This window comes from Neobacillus sp. PS3-12 (assembly GCF_030915385.1).
In the GTDB taxonomy this organism is placed as follows: Bacteria; Bacillota; Bacilli; order Bacillales; family Cytobacillaceae; genus JAEVLT01.
The window spans coordinates 3,354,469-3,372,028 of record NZ_CP133268.1 but is presented as its reverse complement, the minus strand read 5'-3'; the positions used below and the strand labels follow the sequence as shown (position 1 = coordinate 3,372,028).

Annotated in this window: 17 protein-coding genes and 1 other annotated feature; of the genes, 5 read left to right on the top strand and 12 right to left on the bottom strand. The window is 38.0% G+C overall.

The features are described from left to right. Positions 1-127: 127 nt before the first annotated feature. Complete coding sequence (safA, locus tag RCG17_RS17115; RefSeq protein WP_308171341.1) at positions 128-742, bottom strand: SafA/ExsA family spore coat assembly protein; 615 nt, start codon at positions 740-742, stop codon at positions 128-130. 94 nt (positions 743-836) lie between these two features. Between safA and RCG17_RS17110 the strand changes: the two genes are divergently transcribed. Together RCG17_RS17110 and RCG17_RS17105 are read left to right on the top strand one after the other, a co-directional pair. After that, positions 837-1,211: a DUF1360 domain-containing protein gene (locus RCG17_RS17110; RefSeq protein ID WP_308171340.1), complete on the top strand. Its 375-nt coding sequence runs from the start codon at positions 837-839 to the stop codon at positions 1,209-1,211. 59 nt (positions 1,212-1,270) lie between these two features. Beyond that, a complete protein-coding gene (locus RCG17_RS17105) occupies positions 1,271-2,806 on the top strand; it encodes an FAD-dependent oxidoreductase (protein WP_308171339.1) in 1,536 nt (511 codons plus the stop codon). A gap of 178 nt (positions 2,807-2,984) precedes the next feature. On the opposite strand, the gene RCG17_RS17100 is transcribed toward RCG17_RS17105, so the two are convergent. From RCG17_RS17100 to RCG17_RS17085, 4 genes are all read right to left on the bottom strand, one after another. After that, positions 2,985-3,116 carry a hypothetical protein gene (locus RCG17_RS17100; RefSeq protein ID WP_256238769.1) on the bottom strand — a complete coding sequence of 44 codons (132 nt, stop codon included), beginning with the start codon at positions 3,114-3,116 and terminating at the stop codon, positions 2,985-2,987. Between the two features lie 68 nt (positions 3,117-3,184). Further along, positions 3,185-4,339 carry a DEAD/DEAH box helicase gene (locus tag RCG17_RS17095; RefSeq protein ID WP_308171338.1) on the bottom strand — a complete coding sequence of 385 codons (1,155 nt, stop codon included), beginning with the start codon at positions 4,337-4,339 and terminating at the stop codon, positions 3,185-3,187. Between the two features lie 196 nt (positions 4,340-4,535). Then, entirely contained in the window at positions 4,536-5,354 is an 819-nt protein-coding gene (locus RCG17_RS17090) for an MBL fold metallo-hydrolase (RefSeq protein WP_308175870.1), read from the bottom strand. Positions 5,355-5,458: 104 nt separating this feature from the next. Further along, the gene (locus RCG17_RS17085) at positions 5,459-5,716 is read right to left on the bottom strand and encodes an amino acid decarboxylase (protein WP_308171337.1); all 258 of its coding nucleotides are present in this window, start codon (positions 5,714-5,716) and stop codon (positions 5,459-5,461) included. A gap of 234 nt (positions 5,717-5,950) precedes the next feature. Between RCG17_RS17085 and RCG17_RS17080 the strand changes: the two genes are divergently transcribed. Beyond that, a complete protein-coding gene (locus RCG17_RS17080) occupies positions 5,951-6,274 on the top strand; it encodes a hypothetical protein (protein ID WP_308171336.1) in 324 nt (107 codons plus the stop codon). 1 nt (position 6,275) lies between these two features. Here the strand turns inward: RCG17_RS17080 and RCG17_RS17075 are convergent, their stop codons facing one another. From RCG17_RS17075 to RCG17_RS17065, 3 genes are all read right to left on the bottom strand, one after another. After that, positions 6,276-8,117, bottom strand: a complete 1,842-nt coding sequence (locus tag RCG17_RS17075) for a WG repeat-containing protein (protein WP_308171335.1) — start codon at positions 8,115-8,117, stop codon at positions 6,276-6,278. A 93-nt stretch (positions 8,118-8,210) separates the two neighbouring features. Continuing rightward, entirely contained in the window at positions 8,211-8,864 is a 654-nt protein-coding gene (locus tag RCG17_RS17070; RefSeq protein WP_308171334.1) for a 4Fe-4S binding protein, read from the bottom strand. A 95-nt stretch (positions 8,865-8,959) separates the two neighbouring features. Then, positions 8,960-9,226: a hypothetical protein gene (locus RCG17_RS17065; protein WP_308171333.1), complete on the bottom strand. Its 267-nt coding sequence runs from the start codon at positions 9,224-9,226 to the stop codon at positions 8,960-8,962. 243 nt (positions 9,227-9,469) lie between these two features. Beyond that, positions 9,470-9,717, top strand: a binding site (T-box leader). A gap of 260 nt (positions 9,718-9,977) precedes the next feature. On the opposite strand from RCG17_RS17065, the gene brnQ reads away from it, so the two are divergent. Further along, positions 9,978-11,321, top strand: a complete 1,344-nt coding sequence (gene brnQ, locus RCG17_RS17060) for a branched-chain amino acid transport system II carrier protein (protein ID WP_308171332.1) — start codon at positions 9,978-9,980, stop codon at positions 11,319-11,321. Positions 11,322-11,363: 42 nt separating this feature from the next. Here brnQ and RCG17_RS17055 read toward each other — a convergent pair whose 3' ends face one another. Then, positions 11,364-12,347: a Gfo/Idh/MocA family protein gene (locus RCG17_RS17055; RefSeq protein WP_308175869.1), complete on the bottom strand. Its 984-nt coding sequence runs from the start codon at positions 12,345-12,347 to the stop codon at positions 11,364-11,366. A 169-nt stretch (positions 12,348-12,516) separates the two neighbouring features. Between RCG17_RS17055 and RCG17_RS17050 the strand changes: the two genes are divergently transcribed. Beyond that, positions 12,517-14,175 carry a glutamine--tRNA ligase/YqeY domain fusion protein gene (locus tag RCG17_RS17050; RefSeq protein WP_308171331.1) on the top strand — a complete coding sequence of 553 codons (1,659 nt, stop codon included), beginning with the start codon at positions 12,517-12,519 and terminating at the stop codon, positions 14,173-14,175. Positions 14,176-14,366: 191 nt separating this feature from the next. Here the strand turns inward: RCG17_RS17050 and RCG17_RS17045 are convergent, their stop codons facing one another. From RCG17_RS17045 to RCG17_RS17035, 3 genes are all read right to left on the bottom strand, one after another. Next, positions 14,367-15,455 (bottom strand): histidine kinase dimerization/phospho-acceptor domain-containing protein, encoded by a 1,089-nt coding sequence (locus RCG17_RS17045; protein ID WP_374120965.1) that lies wholly within the window; start codon positions 15,453-15,455, stop codon positions 14,367-14,369. 252 nt (positions 15,456-15,707) lie between these two features. Beyond that, positions 15,708-16,412: a hypothetical protein gene (locus RCG17_RS17040; RefSeq protein ID WP_308171329.1), complete on the bottom strand. Its 705-nt coding sequence runs from the start codon at positions 16,410-16,412 to the stop codon at positions 15,708-15,710. Positions 16,413-16,672: 260 nt separating this feature from the next. Next, positions 16,673-17,251, bottom strand: a complete 579-nt coding sequence (locus RCG17_RS17035; protein WP_308171328.1) for an undecaprenyl-diphosphatase — start codon at positions 17,249-17,251, stop codon at positions 16,673-16,675. Between the last annotated feature and the right edge of the window lie 309 nt (positions 17,252-17,560).

Sequence of the window (17,560 nt, the reverse complement as noted above, 5' to 3'; positions counted from 1 at the left end):
TCCTTTCATGGTTTCATTTTATCCTTCTCCGCTTTCTTTCTTAACGAGCTTAAGCTTGATTTTCCTATCGGTCCTAAGACGTAGAAAAGGTCAGCCTCTTTGGGAGGCCGACCTATTTGTTAAAAAGTTATCTTCTAATGAACATCTGACTCCAATACGTTTTATAGCTGCCGCCTTGTGCATAGCCAACTCCAATTTCGGTGTAGGTTGCATTCAGTATATTGGCCCGGTGCCCCGCACTATTCATCCATGCTTGAACAACAGCCTGCGGTGTAGCTTGACCTGCGGCGATATTCTCAGCAGCAGCAGTAAAAGCAATCCCAAAGTTCTTCATCATCGTAAATGGATCACCATAAGTAGGACTTGTGTGCGAGAAGTAATTTTTATCTCTCATGTCTATTGCTTTGTAACGGGCCACCCGTGAGAGCTCCCAGTTTGCAGTAAGGGGCTTTAATCCATTTTTGGCACGTTCCTGATTCGTTAATGTAATGACCTGACTCTCAATGGATTTTGTTCCACTTAGATCCGGTATGTTTACTTTTTGTCCCGGATAAATCAAGTTAGGATTTTTGAATTGGGGGTTGGCTTGAATAATTTCTGAAATTCCAACCTGATAGCGAACAGCGATCTTCCAAAGTGAATCACCATGCTGAACAGTATAGACCTGCTGGGCAAATGAAATATTTGGAATACCGGTGAGCGCTAGGAAAAACAGTAAACAAGTGAGTAATAATTTTTTCACTTTTTCGCCTCCTCCGAATATATATTTTTGATTTCTTGCTCAAAATATACAGAAATTATTTTTTGGGGGATGCTCCCATTGGAGGACTTTAAAAATGACCCAAATTTCGTGGATTACATATATTATGCTCATTTTAGCAAGTTATCGATTAACCCACCTGATTGTTTTTGACAAGATTACTGAATTCATCCGCAAGCCTTTTGTTAAAAAAGTAAAAATCGAGACAAAAGATGGAACTAAAACCAAAGAAGTTCCCACCTCGTTATTTGGCTATCTTCTCAAATGCTATTGGTGTGCAGGAATTTGGTGTGCCATCTTTCTTGGAGGAGGGTATTTACTTTTCCCAAAAGCTTTTATGGTTATCATCCTTATTCTCTCCATTGCCGGTGGTCAATCGATCCTTGAAACCTTTGTTGGTGTAAATCTAAAAAAAGTGGATTATTATGCTGATTTAAATAAGAAGAAATGAATGTTTTACATCAGTTAGGAAAAGTTAAAATGACAATATCTTGATCGGGGAGGACTAGTATGAGCTATTCTGAAAAAATCCCTCAATTTCCAAAACCATATTGGCGGGAAATCGAGCTGCCATCGTTCCCAAAGCTACAGGAAAACATTTCTGTCGATGTTGCCATTGTCGGCGCTGGGATTACCGGGATTACGGCTGCCTATTTACTATCAAAAGAGGGATTGAAGGTCGCCATCATTGAAGCCGGAGACGTTTTAAATGGAACAACCGGCCATACCACAGCAAAAATTACTGCTCAACACGGACTCATTTATGATGAATTAATCAATCATTTTGGTGAGGAAAAAGCAAAATTGTATTACGAATCACATAACAGCGCAATCCATTTTATTAAGGATACCTCAAGGGAAAAAGGAATTGATTGTGATTTTGGCATTGAGGATGCCTGCATTTATGCTGTATCGGAACAATATGCAAATAAAATCAATACGGAATGGGAGGCGTACCAAAAGCTAGGGATTGATGGGGAAGTTACTTATCGGATTCCGTTTGATATTTCGATTCAAAATGCCTTAATCATGAAAAATCAGGCAAGATTCCACCCGCTTAAATTTTTAAAGGGTTTACTCAATGAGGCACTTCAATCAGGCTGCACTGTTTATGGGAATTCAACTGCAATGGACGTAGATGATAACGACACACAACCTAAAGTCATAACTAGAGACGGTTATACGGTTACATGCAGGAAATTAATCGTGGCCTCCCATTTTCCTTATTGTGACAAGCTAGGCTTTTATTTTGCAAAAATGTATTCCGATCGGTCTTATGCCATTGGGATTAAAACGAACAAAAAATATCCTGGTGGAATGTACATTAGCGTTGATAGCCCAACGCGCTCTATTCGTGAGACCCCTATTAATGGAGAGTCATTGATTATTATTGGCGGAGAAAACCATAAAACAGGACAAGGCATTGATACAATGAAGCACTTTCAGGAACTCGAAAGGTTTACTGAAGAGGTATTTGGCATTTCCGAGTACCTTTACCGCTGGTCCGCACAGGATATGGTAACCTTAGACAAAGTTCCATATATTGGTCCGATGACAAAGGAGAAAGAGAATATCCTTGTCGCAACTGGTTATAAAAAATGGGGAATGACGACGGGAATTATGGCTGCTCACTTATTAACTGACTATGTTTTGGAAAGGGATAATTCTTATAAGGAGCTGTACTCGCCATCACGTTTTACAGCCGATCCAAGCCTGCGCAGCTTGATCACTGCAAACGCCGATGTAGCCAAGCATCTATTAAAAGGGAAACTGGAATTTGTACCTAAAGATCCTGGTGATCTTAAAAATGATGAAGGTTCTGTCGTGATGCATAATGGAAAAAGAGCGGGTGCCTACCGCGATGAGAATGGCAAGCTCTATCTTGTCGATACCTCATGTACACATCTTGGCTGTGAGACAGAATGGAACCATGCCGAGAAAACTTGGGATTGCCCGTGTCATGGATCGCGTTACAGCATTACAGGTGAGGTTATGGATGGGCCTGCGGTAATGCCATTAACGAATCTTTCGGAAGAAGTGAACTAGAAATTAAGGTCTGGTCCGGGTGGGAGTCTTACGGACATTTCTTCTCATTTTAGGATTCACTTTGTCCGCAATCGGCCTTCTTACGGACATCTCTTCTTATTTTGCCATTCATTTTGTCCGTAATTCCAGTGTTTTCCTTAAATTATAAAAGGTCCCTGAAAAAAGGGACCTTTTTAGCTTAATTATCTTTCGGACGATTTCTTACAAATCCTTCACCTGTTGTAAACTCAACAAGTTCAGAGCTGGTTTTTCCTTTTTTTCGATTATTGTTACGCTGGGCATTTTGATTGCCTAGTTTCGTTCTTCCCATAGCTAGCATCTCCTTTTTAAAAGGTTCAAGGATAGTATGGATGAATCGGACATTGGTTATTCTGCCAATTACCCCCGACCTTTTCTGACCTGCTCCTGATCTTCGGAGATTTGTCCTTTATAGAAAATTCGTTTATCAACAGGGACCTTTAGATCTCGGCAGAACCGTTTTATATCTCTTTCTTCCCTTTCCGTCACTAATGACAGCACCATTCCGCTTGCCCCCATCCTTGCCGTTCTGCCGGCACGATGGACGTATTGGGTAATATCCCTTGGCAAATCAATGTTTACAACATGGGTCACTCCTGGAATATCAAGTCCTCTTGCTGCAACATCTGTTGCAATCAGCATACTGAGTTTTCCACTTCGAAATTCTCTTAAGGCCTTTTCCCGTTCTATTTTCGATAATTCACTATGAAGGAGCCCGACAGATAATTCCTTGAAATTTAATTTTGCTGCTGCAACTGAAACCTCAGAAATATCATTTATAAAGGCTAGAGCCTTGATCTCAGATAAACGAGCTATTTTTTCAAGCAGTTTGATTTTTTCTCTTTGTTCACAGACAAAGTAAAAATGTTCCACCTTCCCTGCGGAGGCTTTTTCATCTTTGCCAATTCGAACAACTTCAGCATCTTTTGTTAGTTCTTTCCCCAGCTGCTCTGTTTCTGGTTTAAGGGTTGCTGAAAAAAGCACAACTTGCCTGTCTTGAAGTGTCGACTTTACTATATTTTGAACCGTACCTCGATGTTCTGCAACGAGCAGCTGATCTGCTTCATCCAGGACAATCATTTTGACTTCATGCATTTTGATCTTTTTTTGTTTCATTAATTCTAATAAACGCCCAGGCGTTGCAAAAATTACTTGTGGCCGTTTTTTAAGTTTTTCCAACTGCCTCTTCATATTTGCTCCGCCGATAATCGAAGTTCCCCTAATGCCGCTACCTTCAGACCATTTTTGAAATTCCTGGTAAACCTGCATGACCAGTTCCTGTGAAGAAGCGAGTACAACTACCTGTAATGATGGTAAAGCAGGATCGATTCTATTCAACAATGGAAGCAAATAAGCTAGTGTTTTCCCTGTTCCCGTTGGAGATTCCGCAATCAAATCTTTCCCCTCAATCAAAAGAGGGATTGTCGTATCTTGGATGGCGGTAGGTGTTTCAAACCCTGCCTTTTGCCATGTCTGTTGCAAAAACGGCGCTAATTTTTCTAATAATTTATTCATAACAAACTCCTTTATTTACAATGTCCCTATTTAAGATTATTACCAATTCAGCTAAATAATGCTCGTTCTGATACTAACTTAATGACAATAAACTGTCCAGCTTAATTACATTTACTTCCTAACTAGTATCCATTGTTCCTTGTACATCCTATGCTGATACCTTTGGAATATTAAAAAGATGTACAAAAAACCTCTTCTAATGCAGAAGAGGCCTGTTTACATATCGTCCATGTTTTGGAAGGGCGATTTCATTAAAATTCTCAACTAATTTCCTTAAGCTCTCCGATAATTCATTTCCTTTCATCGGGACACCGTGACCAGTTACTGCTGTTATTGGCTGTAGGGCTTCCAGCTTTTTAACAGACTCAAAGGCAGCTTGCCAATCTGTCGTGTAATATTTAGGTGGACCGCTTATTTCCTTTTGCTGTGTCATTACTTTATAAAGTGATTCCTGCTTTACAGTTACAAAAGCATCACCAACGATCAAGGTACGGTCCTGCTTGCGGAAAAGGGATATATGACCTGGAGTATGTCCGGGAGTGTGAATCCACTTCCACCCCTCCATGTTTGGTACAGAGCCATCATTTGGGAGTGGTTGAACATGGCCGCTGATATTAATCCCGTGGTTTGGAAACATTGGTGATAACTCAGAAACGATCCCGCCATCAACTGTTGGATCACCTTGCGGATAGTCCTTATCCCCCGTTAGGTAAGGAAGCTCTAATTCATGAGCAAAAACGGGAACATCCCAATCTTCTAATAAGGTAACCAATGAACCAACATGATCAAAATGAGCATGAGTTAACACAATTGCCTTAGGTAAACTATTCTCACCAAAACGTTCCACTACAGCCGTTTTTATTTTATCTGCAGATTTTGGCATTCCTGCATCTACTATCACAAATTCATTAGTTTTGGACGGGTCACCGATAAAGAAAAGATTTACAATCTGATTCGTATAACAATAAACATCAGGCAATACGGCAATGCCCATACCACTGCCAATCGAAGTCATTGGTAAAAAGGTATCTTCGAATTTATTATCTTCGATTTGCAAAAAAATTCCTCCCTTGAGTTTCTTTTATTATTCAACAGGGAGGAATTTTTATAACAATAATACTAGCGCATTTCCGTTAACTTCACCGTGGTTAGCTGAAAATGTCCTGGTTCAATTTCTTTCGTAATAACATTAAGTCCCATTGCTTGAAAACCGGCAACTAGCGGCTCCCCACGATGCGGGATATGAATTTCAAAAACGGTTCCAACCGGAGCTGCTTTAATATAGTCAAGGATCTCTTTACGAGGGTGCTCACCTTTTAATATTCTGTCACGTACATCGATGATTGCTTTTTTTCCATCCATTTGAAAACTGCCCATTTATGCCAACTCCTTTATCTATACATTTATTCCTTTTTCACTAGTGCTTCCTATATTATTTTAAAAGTTTTTTGCATTTATAACTTTGATTTATATCACGTTTTTGAAAATTATTCTCAATCCTCCATACTATTGTGAAAGTATTGTGAACATTCTTGTCAGAATGATACGTACTGCCCTGCTCGATGATAAAATAAGGTTAATTACATTAACACCTTTTTGGAGTTGGATATAATGTTTAAAAAGGTTTTACTCATCTTTTCCCTTTTGTTAATACTCATTGGGAATCAGGCAATCGCACCTTCGAATGATCATTCCTTAATAAATGGCAGTACCCTTCTACAGATCCATCCTAATAATATTGCTTTTGCAGCAGAAAATCGGCAATCAACAGCACAAAAACAAGATAAAGCAGAGACCTCTTCATGGGTATCCTACATTGTGCCAGGGGTCGTAGGAATTGTATTAATCTTTAGCATAGGAAGCTACTGGTTAGTACTTAGAAAAAGGAAATCAAAAAAGAAGCGTAACTTTAAAGAGTTATGCTTCTTTTTTTGATTCAGTGAAATGAATGCCAAAAGCTTCCACTTCGATCAATGATGTCTTTCAACTCTTCAAAAGGGATTGTAAACGTAGGAAATCCAGCTGCATATGGAGCAATTTCATATGGTATAAAGTATACATTTAAACCTTCTTCAGATATAAAAAATGGCTGATCCACTTGTATTCCTTTATAACTTCCTGGAAAAACGTAAGTATATTGGGGATTATTTTTAATTTGATTCCCAATTTGTTCACTCAAAACCTTTACATAGGGACTGCCTGGTTTAAATAAATCCTTAAGCTGGAAAGTTTCGCCCGTTTTAAGATCAAGATGGACATATTTCTTCACTGGCATACCATGAGCAGCTCCAAACGGATAATTGTAGCCTGTAATCTCAATGACAACTAGTTCTTTTCTATAAAAGGGGACATCAAAATCACCCATATAATTGGATTCGAGCTGAAGATACGCCGGTGTTTCCTTGATTCCAGCTATATCCTTTAACAATTGATTAATTCCTTCTTGGTTTTTTCGATTTGCCATCCCGGATATCTGTGGATAATAAATCAAAAAGTCTTTATTTGGTTTGTATTTTTTTTCAATTACTGAATATGGTTCATGCAGGGGAATAACTGAATTTTGTTTCCAGACTAGTTCACTATTCTTATTAAAATACAAAAGACGAAAATCGATTTCACCCTTAATTAGCGTTTTATCAAGCTGTAACTCCCCGTTTCCAGTTACAATCGGAAGAGTATCCATTCTTCTGCCTTTTTTATCAATAAAAAAGGTAGATTGATCATTTGTAGCAGATGCTGCCCCATTTTCGAATTTCCCAATACGATTGAAAATAAATCCTGTAAGAATATGTCCATTTGTGTCACCAAGCGCATACATTGATCCAAGAAATGGCTTTTCAGGGTCAATCGCTTTGCCAATTGCTACCCTCTCGTCACCAAGATAAATTATCTGTTGATAATTGGGTTTTAAGATATATTGCCCCTTTTTATCGATCAGTCCGGAATAGTCATGGTTACCTTCGGAAATTGTAACAATTGTACAACCATCCTGAAACGATTGCGCCCATCTAAATCTTGATTCAATGATGACTTTTCCTTGCTCATTCATAAATCCAAACTTGCCTTCTAGACTTTTTTGAAACGCAAGTAAACCTTCGCCATAGTCACCCACGAAAGCAAAATTGTACATTTGCAGTACTTTTCCTGTTAGGTTGATCAGTGCATAGCCGCCATTCTTTAATTCCACAACTGATTTTCCGTCTTTAAAATCAGTTGCTGATTGGTATGATGCTGGGATTACTTCCTTCCCCCATCTATTTAAAAACCCATACAAATTTTTACCCTTTTCATCTGTTATCGAGAATAACACTCTGCCCTCTTTGTAATCTCCTATATAGGAGTAAGCTCTGGAAGTCAGTTCTTTTCCGCTTTCATCTATTACTTTATAGCCTTGATGATCTATAACCGTCGCTCGGCCTTCTGAAAAAGGATGAATGGTTTCATATTTGGGTTTTACAATATAATACCCGCTAAAATCAATAACACCGGAAAGTCCCTTCAAACGAACAATGGCAACCCCATCCTGAAAATCTCCCGCCTGCTCATAAATCGGCTTTAAAACAAATATCCCTTTACTATTGATATAGCCCCACTTGCTTCCACCTGCTTCCTTTAATGAAACAGGAAAAAGATAAGCAGTTCTTTCATTGACAAAATCCTTTCCCAGCTTTAATAATTGCAAGTCATCTGTGTCCCTTGTTTGAAAGGGAAGTTCATAACGTTCCTCAGATAGCTGTGGGCGTTTCACTTTTCTTTTCCATTTAAATCTTTTAAACATCATAATTTCCCCATTTTAGCTTTTTACTTTATATATATGGGAAAACTGGGTCCTTGTGCGAAAAGAAAAGGTTGCCATCGTGGCACCTTTTCCTTAATGTCCAATCTGATTAATTTGGGGAATCAATATCTTCCATTCACTGTTTGTTATGACTGTATCCCAATGCCCCGTTATTTTAGCAATGCCGACAACAAGAATAAATAAGGCAATAAATGCGACAGGGATCACCCATTTGTTGACCTTTTTATTGGCCACCGTCATGTTTAACGTATCCTTTATTGGACAAGCCTCAACGCAAGCCATGCAAGCAGTACAATTGGGGCTGTTTACAGCCTTTTTCTTTGAAACCTTTATTCTCTGCGGACATACTTTCGTACACATCTCACAATTTGTGCAGGTATCTTCATTTCTGCGAACTTTCGTAATTCTAAAAATGGAGCCAAGACCAATTAATGCACCATATGGACAAAGGAAACGGCACCAAAAGTTCTTAAAGAAAATAGAGAGAAGGATTAAAACAATAATTACTTTTAAAGAAAATCCGCTGATATTTAAGAAAAACAAGAGCATTTTAACATCAGAAATTTTATTATAAGGATCGTCTAGAAAATATTTCGCACTGTATGTTGACATCCCGATAATCATGTTTAAGAAAAAGAGCAACAACAAATATTTTAACGGAGTCAAGATCCATGCTAAGATCTCTGGAATTTCAAAGTTCCGTTTAAACAGCTTTTTACCGAGCATTCCGAGCCATTCGCTAAATGTTCCTACCGGACAGAGCCAACTGCAAAAAGTTTTACGAAATATAATACCAGAAGCTATAAAAAATGTGAATAAAACTAGACCTGCGGATGAATTTTATCAAATTCCCCACTAGTTAACCATACCTTTAAAGCAACTAATGCACTGATTGGCAAGAACCCTTCAACCGCCGATGGTCTTGCCACGAATGGTTCTTTCCCAAGCGTTTCAAAATGTAAATAAAATTGATAAAAACGCAGGCCCACATATAGTAAAAATAAAAGAAACACAGCCTGAACTACATACCTTGTAAGTTGCACTGGTTTCCGTTTTATTTGCTTAAGATACCACTGCTTTGATTTCATAACGAACCCTCCAATTCTCGATATCCTAACTATAAAGAATGGTACAGGTCCAAAATGTGATTTACATCATCTGCTGAATTGTTTTCATAAAGATGTCACATCCATTTTCGCAAAGAATTCAAAATTAAAATTCTCCAAAAACACTTTGGTAGATATTTCAGAAAAATTTTTATAAAAAAACTCTTGCAAAATTATCTAAAAATAATATACTTGTTTTATCAAACTTTTTAGAAAAGTCTTTGTATAAAGTCAATGACGAGAATAGTAGCATGCAAAATCTTGAACTTTAGAGAGCCGGCGGTTGGTGCAAGTCCGGTGTCAGGATGCCTGTGAAAATCATCTCTGAGATGCAAGGCTGAACCCTTAGTAAGCCTTAGCCGGAACTGTCCGCCGTTAACATGGACCGCGTATGATGGTACGTTGATCGAGAGCCGCAAATTATTTTTTATTTGCGGAAGTAGGGTGGTAACGCGAGCACGCTCGTCCCTATCCATTAGGGGCGGGCTTTTTTATATGCTTTTTTCCCTTTAACGACGTAACGACTGACCGACAGCTAGTACAAAGATATATTTCTATACTCAGAAAAGCGAAAGCGCCCGTTTAGCGACGTATGGCCTGGAGCACACCGACTGAGATAAAGGAAACACGAAGAGCGTTAGCGATTCGATGTTGACTTATCGTAGGGAGGTGGGCGAAGGACACTAGTCGCTGGGCGCTGGAGCTGGACATCTAATAAAGAGGAGCGAGAATAATGAAAAGGAAAGATACTTTTTTTGTCGGTTTAATGCTATTTTCAATGTTTTTTGGAGCTGGTAACTTAATCTTCCCTCCTTTTTTAGGAATGGGCGCAGGAACTTCATTTTGGCCGGCCATTATTGGGTTTGTCTTAACTGGTGTTGGATTGCCACTGCTCGTACTAACTGCTATTGCACTTGTAAAAGATGGAGTTAATACTTTGGGGAGTCGGGTTCACCCATTATTTGGGGTTATTTTTACAGTTGTAGTTTACTTGTCAATCGGACCTTTCTTTGGAATCCCAAGAAACGCAAACGTAGCCTTTGAAATGGGATTTAAACCATTCCTTGGTCATGTTTCAATCAATAACTCTTTCCTATTGTTAGGATTTACGGTTGTATTTTTTGCCTTGGTTTACTTATTAAGCTTAAATCCTTCTAAAATGGTTGATTATATGGGGCAGATCATTACTCCAATCTTGCTTGTTTCGATTGTCGTCCTCTGTGTGACTGGTTTTATGAAGCTGAATCATCCATTAACTGCACCAAATAAAACATACGAAACAGCTTCTTTATTTAAAGGTTTTATCGATGGCTACCAAACAATGGACGCACTCGCTGCACTTGCCTTCGGAATTGTCATTTTAACAACCTTAAAACAAAAAGGTGTGCATGAAAGAAAACAGTTAACGAAATATACGGTTAAAACAGGTTTTGTTGCCGGTGCAGCTCTCGCTCTTGTATATGTAGCAATCGGATATTTAGGAGCTAAAATGGGTGGATACGGAACATTTGATAATGGGACATCGTTATTGTCTGCTGCATCAACCATGCTTTTAGGAACGGGCGGAAAGGTTCTGCTTGGGTTAATCTTCACACTCGCTTGCTTTACAACTTGTGTCGGCCTAACAATTGCTTGCGGAGAGTATTTTTCAAAGGTGCTGCCAAAACTCAGCTACCGTTTTGTTATTACAACGATTACATTAGTAAGTTTCTTAATCGCTAATCTTGGTTTAAATCAAATTATTTCAATTTCGATTCCATTCCTTGTGATGGCATATCCATTAACGATTGTCCTTGTTACGTTTTCATTTTTCCATCGTTACTATCGCGGTTCCCGAAAGGTATACGTTGGAGCTATACTCTTGACCGGACTTGTAAGCTTAAATGATGGATTGAAATCATTTAGCCTCAGTCTCCATTTTGTTCAAACATTCATGGATGCACTGCCATTGGCATCAGTTGGTTTAGGCTGGGTGGTTCCTGCACTTGTTGGAGGCGCAGTTGGACTTATTTGGGATCGATTAAGAGATCATTCTCCAAAAACCTCAGATCAGTATGGTGTAAACAAAGCCTCTTAATCATAGGAAAGACCCGGGTTTATGTTCACCCGGGTCTTTTCTTTATTTTTCAGAATCAAAAATAATGTTATTTTGTTTTCTTGATGCTTCTGTGATTTTAAGGACAATTTCGCTCAACCTTTTTAACTCCTGATATTCCTTTTGGTTATTTGTATTGATAATTCCTGCGATATTCTTACATTCATAAACCATATTTTTTTCCTCGAGAGGAACACTTAAGGTTTTACTGTCTTTCGAATGACTGTCATAGAATTCGATTTGTGATATTGGTGCAGCATCTTCCAAGACAAATGTTCCTTCTTCACCATGAATTTCACAGAGGATGGTTGAATGGGATAACTTCGAGCAGAGAATGGTACATACAAATTCTTCATATTCCAATACAAGCGTCCCGCTTCCATCAACGCCACTCCGTAATATGACAGGAATGTAGGTTGACTTTTTAGGAGCACCGAACAAACCAACCGCTAAATAAAGCGGATATACGCCTAAATCAACTAATGCCCCACCTGAATAGGTGGAGGAAAAAATATTGGGCTCTTCCCCTTGCAAAAATAAATCGTAACGAGAAGAATACTTAATGTATGGCAAAATGGCACTTCTAATTTCTCCAGCCATTGGGAGTTTTTCTTTTAGGGTTTTAAAGTTAGGCGTATGAATATTCCGAATTGCCTCGAATAAATAAACGCCGTTTGCTTCTGCCGTTTTAAATGCTTCCTCTAACTCCCCTGTATTTGAAAAAATAGGTTTTTCACAAATCACATGCTTTTTATTTTTCAGAAAAAGCAGTGCTTGTTCAAAATGTACTGAATTTGGTGAGGCTATGTATACTACATCAATTTTTTCACTTTTAGCCATTTCCTCCAAATCGGAGAAAACTTCTGATGCATTGTATGTATCTGCAAGAATTTCTGCTTTTTCCACTGTTCGTGAATATACACCAACCAATTTAAACTCTTTACTTAACTGTGCTGCTTCAATAAAGGAGGATGTAATCCATCCTGTACCAACTGTGCCTAAGTTAATCATGATTCATTCTCCCTTCGTGATTGTTCTTCAATTTACTATTTTACACTATTATTCCCTTTTAAATAGATAACTACTTGAGTTTCCTTTCCGGATTCTCGGGAATAATGGAAAAATATCAATATTTATGTTATATAAGAAGTAGATATGATGAAAGAGGTTGAAAAAAGTGGACAATAATACGTCTAATTTTATTAAGGACATTATGATTCAAGATTTGGAAACAGGTAAGCGTAGCAATATCGTTACCCGATTTCCGCCTGAACCTAATGGTTATTTACATATTGGTCATGCTAAATCAATCATCATTAATTTTGGCTTAGCAGATGCATTTAACGGTAAAACTAATTTGCGCTTTGATGATACCAATCCGTTGAAAGAAGATGTCGAGTTTGTCAATTCGATCAAAGAAGATGTCGAGTGGCTTGGTTATGAATGGGACGGATTATTTTTTGCCTCCAATTATTTTGAGGAAATGTATAATCGTGCGTTGCTTCTCATTAAAAAGGGACTTGCTTATGTGGATGACTTGTCTGCTGATCAGATTCGAGAATATCGTGGTACATTAACCGAGCCTGGAAAAGAGAGCCCGTATCGCAATCGTTCAATGGAAGAAAACCTTGATCTGTTTGAGCGGATGCGTAATGGGGAGTTTGGGAATGGTGAAAAAGTGCTCCGGGCTAAAATTGATATGAGCTCACCAAATATTAACCTGCGTGACCCTGTAATTTATCGAATAGCCCATGCTTCGCACCACAATACAGGCGACAAATGGTGCATCTATCCAATGTATGCCTTTGCCCATCCACTTGAAGATGCGATTGAAGGGGTTACCCATTCGATTTGTACGATTGAATTTGAGGATCAACGTCCATTATACAACTGGGTGGTTGAGCAATGTGAAATGGAAGCAAAGCCACAGCAAATTGAGTTTGGCCGTTTAAATATCACCAACACGGTAATGAGTAAACGAAAGCTAAAGCAATTAGTGGAAGAAGGCTTTGTGGATGGATGGGATGATCCCCGCATGCCAACTCTTTCTGGAATGCGCAGAAAAGGCTTCACACCGGAGTCGATTCGCGAGTTTGTTCGTGAGACTGGGGTTTCAAAGGGTTCCGGAGTGGTCGATTCACAAATGCTCGAGCATTTTGTCCGCGAGGATTTAAAATTAAAAGCCCTTCGCACAATGGGTATTATCAAACCGCTTAAGGTCGTTATTACAAACTATCCTGAAGGACAGATGGAATGGCTGGATGCGGAAAACAATCCGGAAAATCCAGAAATGGGCATGAGGAAAATTCCGTTTTCTCGTGAAATTTACATTGAACAGGACGACTTTATGGAGGAGCCTCCTAAAAAGTATTTTCGCTTGTTCCCTGGAAATGAAGTCCGTTTAAAACATGCCTATTTTATTAAGTGTGAAGAGTTTATTAAAAATGAAAACGGTGAAGTGATTGAGCTCCGCTGCACCTATGATCCTGAAACAAAGAGCGGAACAGGCTTTACTGGAAGAAAAGTAAAAGGTACGATTCATTGGGTTGAAGCAAGCCAAGCTGTACCCGTAGAGTTCCGTTTATATGAGCCGCTCATCTTGGATGAAACTGAAAACGAAACAGATGGTGAAGGAAAAACGTTCCTTGATCATGTAAACCCTAACTCACTTGAAGTACTGCAAGGCTTTGTCGAGCCAAATATGAAGGAAGCACAAGCACAGGACAAGTTCCAATTTTTTCGCCATGGGTATTTTAACGTAGACCCTAAACATACTACCGTTGATAAGTTGGTTTTTAACAGAATAGTTTCTTTGAAAAGTTCGTTTAAAATATAATAAAAAAGGCCCAGGCAAACGCTTGGGTCTTCTTGTTTAAAATCATGCTAACTTTCGGTATTTCTTAATCCATGAGTAAACGAGCAGAACTGCCCCAATTAGGATCTGAAAAACAAATAGTGCTGAATCCCAAAAAGTTAAACTGACTGTTGAGGCTTGAAGCCCTGGGAGAATTCTTTTTAGGGCAAGAATCAATTGAGGAATATAAAAGAATAGGTGGGTTCACCAATATTAAGAATATTTTTATCCTCAATTCCGCAGCCTTCATCTTCAACAGATATTAACATCAGTTTATCTTTTAGTACTTTAATGTGAATTCTTATTTTCCCACCATCAGGCATGGCATCTGTCGCATTTTTAATTAAATTAATAAACACTTGTTTTAGCTGTTTATCGTCACATTCAATTAGCGGAAGCGGCCCTTCCATGACTGTCTCAATATTTACTTTTTGCCTTCCAGCTTGTTGTTGTGTAATCGATAACGTATAAGCAATGATCTCTTCAATGTTTGCTTTTTCAAATTGTAATGATTTGGGTTTTCCAAGATACATTAAATCATTTACAATCGAATTGATTCGGTCAATTTCCTGAATCATAATCGGATAAAAGTTATTGGAATTAGGACTACGTTCCTGCTGAAGTTGAGTAAATCCTTTTAAGGATGCTAATGGATTACGAATTTCATGCCCAATCGCTGCAGCCATTTGACCAATTACAGCAAGCTTTTCTTTTTGGCGAAGTTCTTCATTGATTGAATTGATCGCTTTAAGATAAGAAATAAAGCGAATTAATAGCACGAATGCAATGACCGCCATAAGAATTAACATCCAAACCGCTACTGCAGCTCTTGAATCCATAAGAATAATCCCAAGTAATCCGTATTTAACGATCATTCCTATAGAAACAAGAAAAAAGTAAGTTCTATTTATAAATAATGGAGAAAACAATACAAAAAATACTTCTACTAAATTTCCTGAAGCAAATGGTTTATTAGTCCCCCAGTAAATTAAGATATTATTTACTAAGTCCAAAACCGTATACACCACAAAAAAGATATATTTTATCTGGTATGGATTGCCTCTTTTTAAAAGATAAATTCCTATTGGTGTAAGCAATACAATCAGTACATAGTACCAATACCCAAGCCCGCCCTCGGGTAAACCAGGCTTTTGATGAATAGAATGTGGATAAACATAATAATAGAAAAAGTCGTACGTTAAGAAAATAAGATTAAACAGCCAGATAAATAATTTTATAGCTTTTTTCTCTTCTAAGACCAGTTTAGGATTATTAATTCCTTCTTTCCTTGATGTCGACTCTCCAAATAAAGATTTTTCCCCCTTATTCTACCACCTTTAAAGCAACTAATTTATATTAAATATGTAAACTCGATGATATTCGACATTTTACGCATAAAAATGAATGTAAAAATAGGGCTTACTCTATGGTTAAGCCCATTTTAGTAAATTATTCAAATTCAGAAGTTTCATCCTTTGATTCGATAAATTTACTTATATGAAATTGTAGTATCTTTAAAAGCCCCCTCCCCTCATGATGAAAATGGTTTGGTTCTGATCACCTGGACCGATAAAATCTAATTTCGCAGGAGAAAACAGTGCAACTTTTCTTTTAACTTCCTCCAAACGTATTCGGATTAGCTCAAAAACCTCATCATCCTGAAAGACATGGCCTCCAGAGAATCTCCTCTTTTTGGCCCTCCTTCTGAATACATCCATAAATTCCCTATTATTCTTTTTAACTGCGACAACCGCTTTACCTTCCTCTTGGTGCCGCAAAAGTCCTTTTTCCATTCTTTGGACCTCTTCTTCAATCGTAGCGATTATTCCGATTTCACGGTCATTTAACACTAAGACGAAGGTATACCCTGTTTCGGTTTTCTTTTGTTTAATCGCCACTTTACTTGTTACATACGTGACGAAATCCTCGGATTCGTTCGTGGATGAGTCTTGCGAGGCTTCTTTTTTCTTAATGATCCGGTAAAATGCCTTTGCTCCAATCCCTTCATCTGTGAAGTCAAAAGGTTTGATACCTTGTGTACGTACAAGGAACACATCCGTAACCTTATCTTTCTTGTTTAATTGGACACATAAAGCAACATCTTCATTCACCACCTTTCCCTCTTCTTTGGAAAGCATGGGGACATTCATTTTCATTCCCGGAAATTGAACGAAGATGTAGCTGAAGTTTCTCTTAGGCTGCAGATCCAGAAGTCTCATAAACTCACAACCTTTCCGATTTTCTCCAAGGTTATTTTCCTTGTAGGGAAATAATTCAATATATCTCTTTACTTTCCTGTGTGAGTATGAAGACTTTTCATCGTCACTTTCTTATGAAATGTGCTAGTTCTTCTGTTTTATTGAGTAATTATGAGCAAATCTACTATCGAAAAACAAAGATTAGGAAATATATCTTGCCGTTTCTTTCAAATTAGACATAAATAAAAAACATCGACATAGATCCAATGTTTTATACTGTATTACTTTGAAAGGCTTTGTTCATTTTTGGGAACCAATGGAATCTTGTTGTAAATATTGATGATCATTCGACCAATTGGTTCAAATACCGATTTAAATTTATATATTAGTGCGCTCGTAATTAGTGATACCACAATACTTGCAAGCACATCAAAAGGATAATGGTGCCCAACATAAACACGCGAAATCCCAGTCAAGATAGCAAGTAACAGCATTCCGAGGCCAATTTTGCGATGGCGATACAGTACAGCAAGTGCTAATGAAAATGCACCAGTTGTATGATCGCTTGGAAACGCTGAATCTTTAGCATGCTGAATCAATAAATGAACATGGTGTGTTACAAATGGACGAGGTTCGTAATAAATATGACCTAAGATCACATTAATAACCAACCCAATTCCACCAGTAATGACAGCATACACCACCGTATATTTAAATTTTTCTTTTCCTAAAATCCATACCAAAAGCAAAACTAGTGCATATAGAACCAATGCATATTGGGTAACAAACACCATCAATCCATCTAAAAAAGGCTGGTGGCCAGCATGTTGGTTGATAGCTTGAAATAATTGATAATTCATTCAATCCCCTCATTTTCTTTCGTCATTTTTCTTCTATTTTTCAAAATACAAAATCCAAATCCTTTGGCAGCTGATTGGATTCTATCTTCAATATGGCTAAATATTACTGCACCCAAAAGTGGGCAAAGTAAGTATATAAAATGAACCTTTTCGTTCTCTTAATAGAAGATTAAAAAATCATTAAGATGAGAAATTATTTTTAAATAGTGCTACATTGTGGATAGAAAGGTTTTTCCTGGGAGATTAACTCTATGAACGGCATTGATTTCAATTTAATTATGTACGTAAATATCTTTAGAGTGGAGAGGT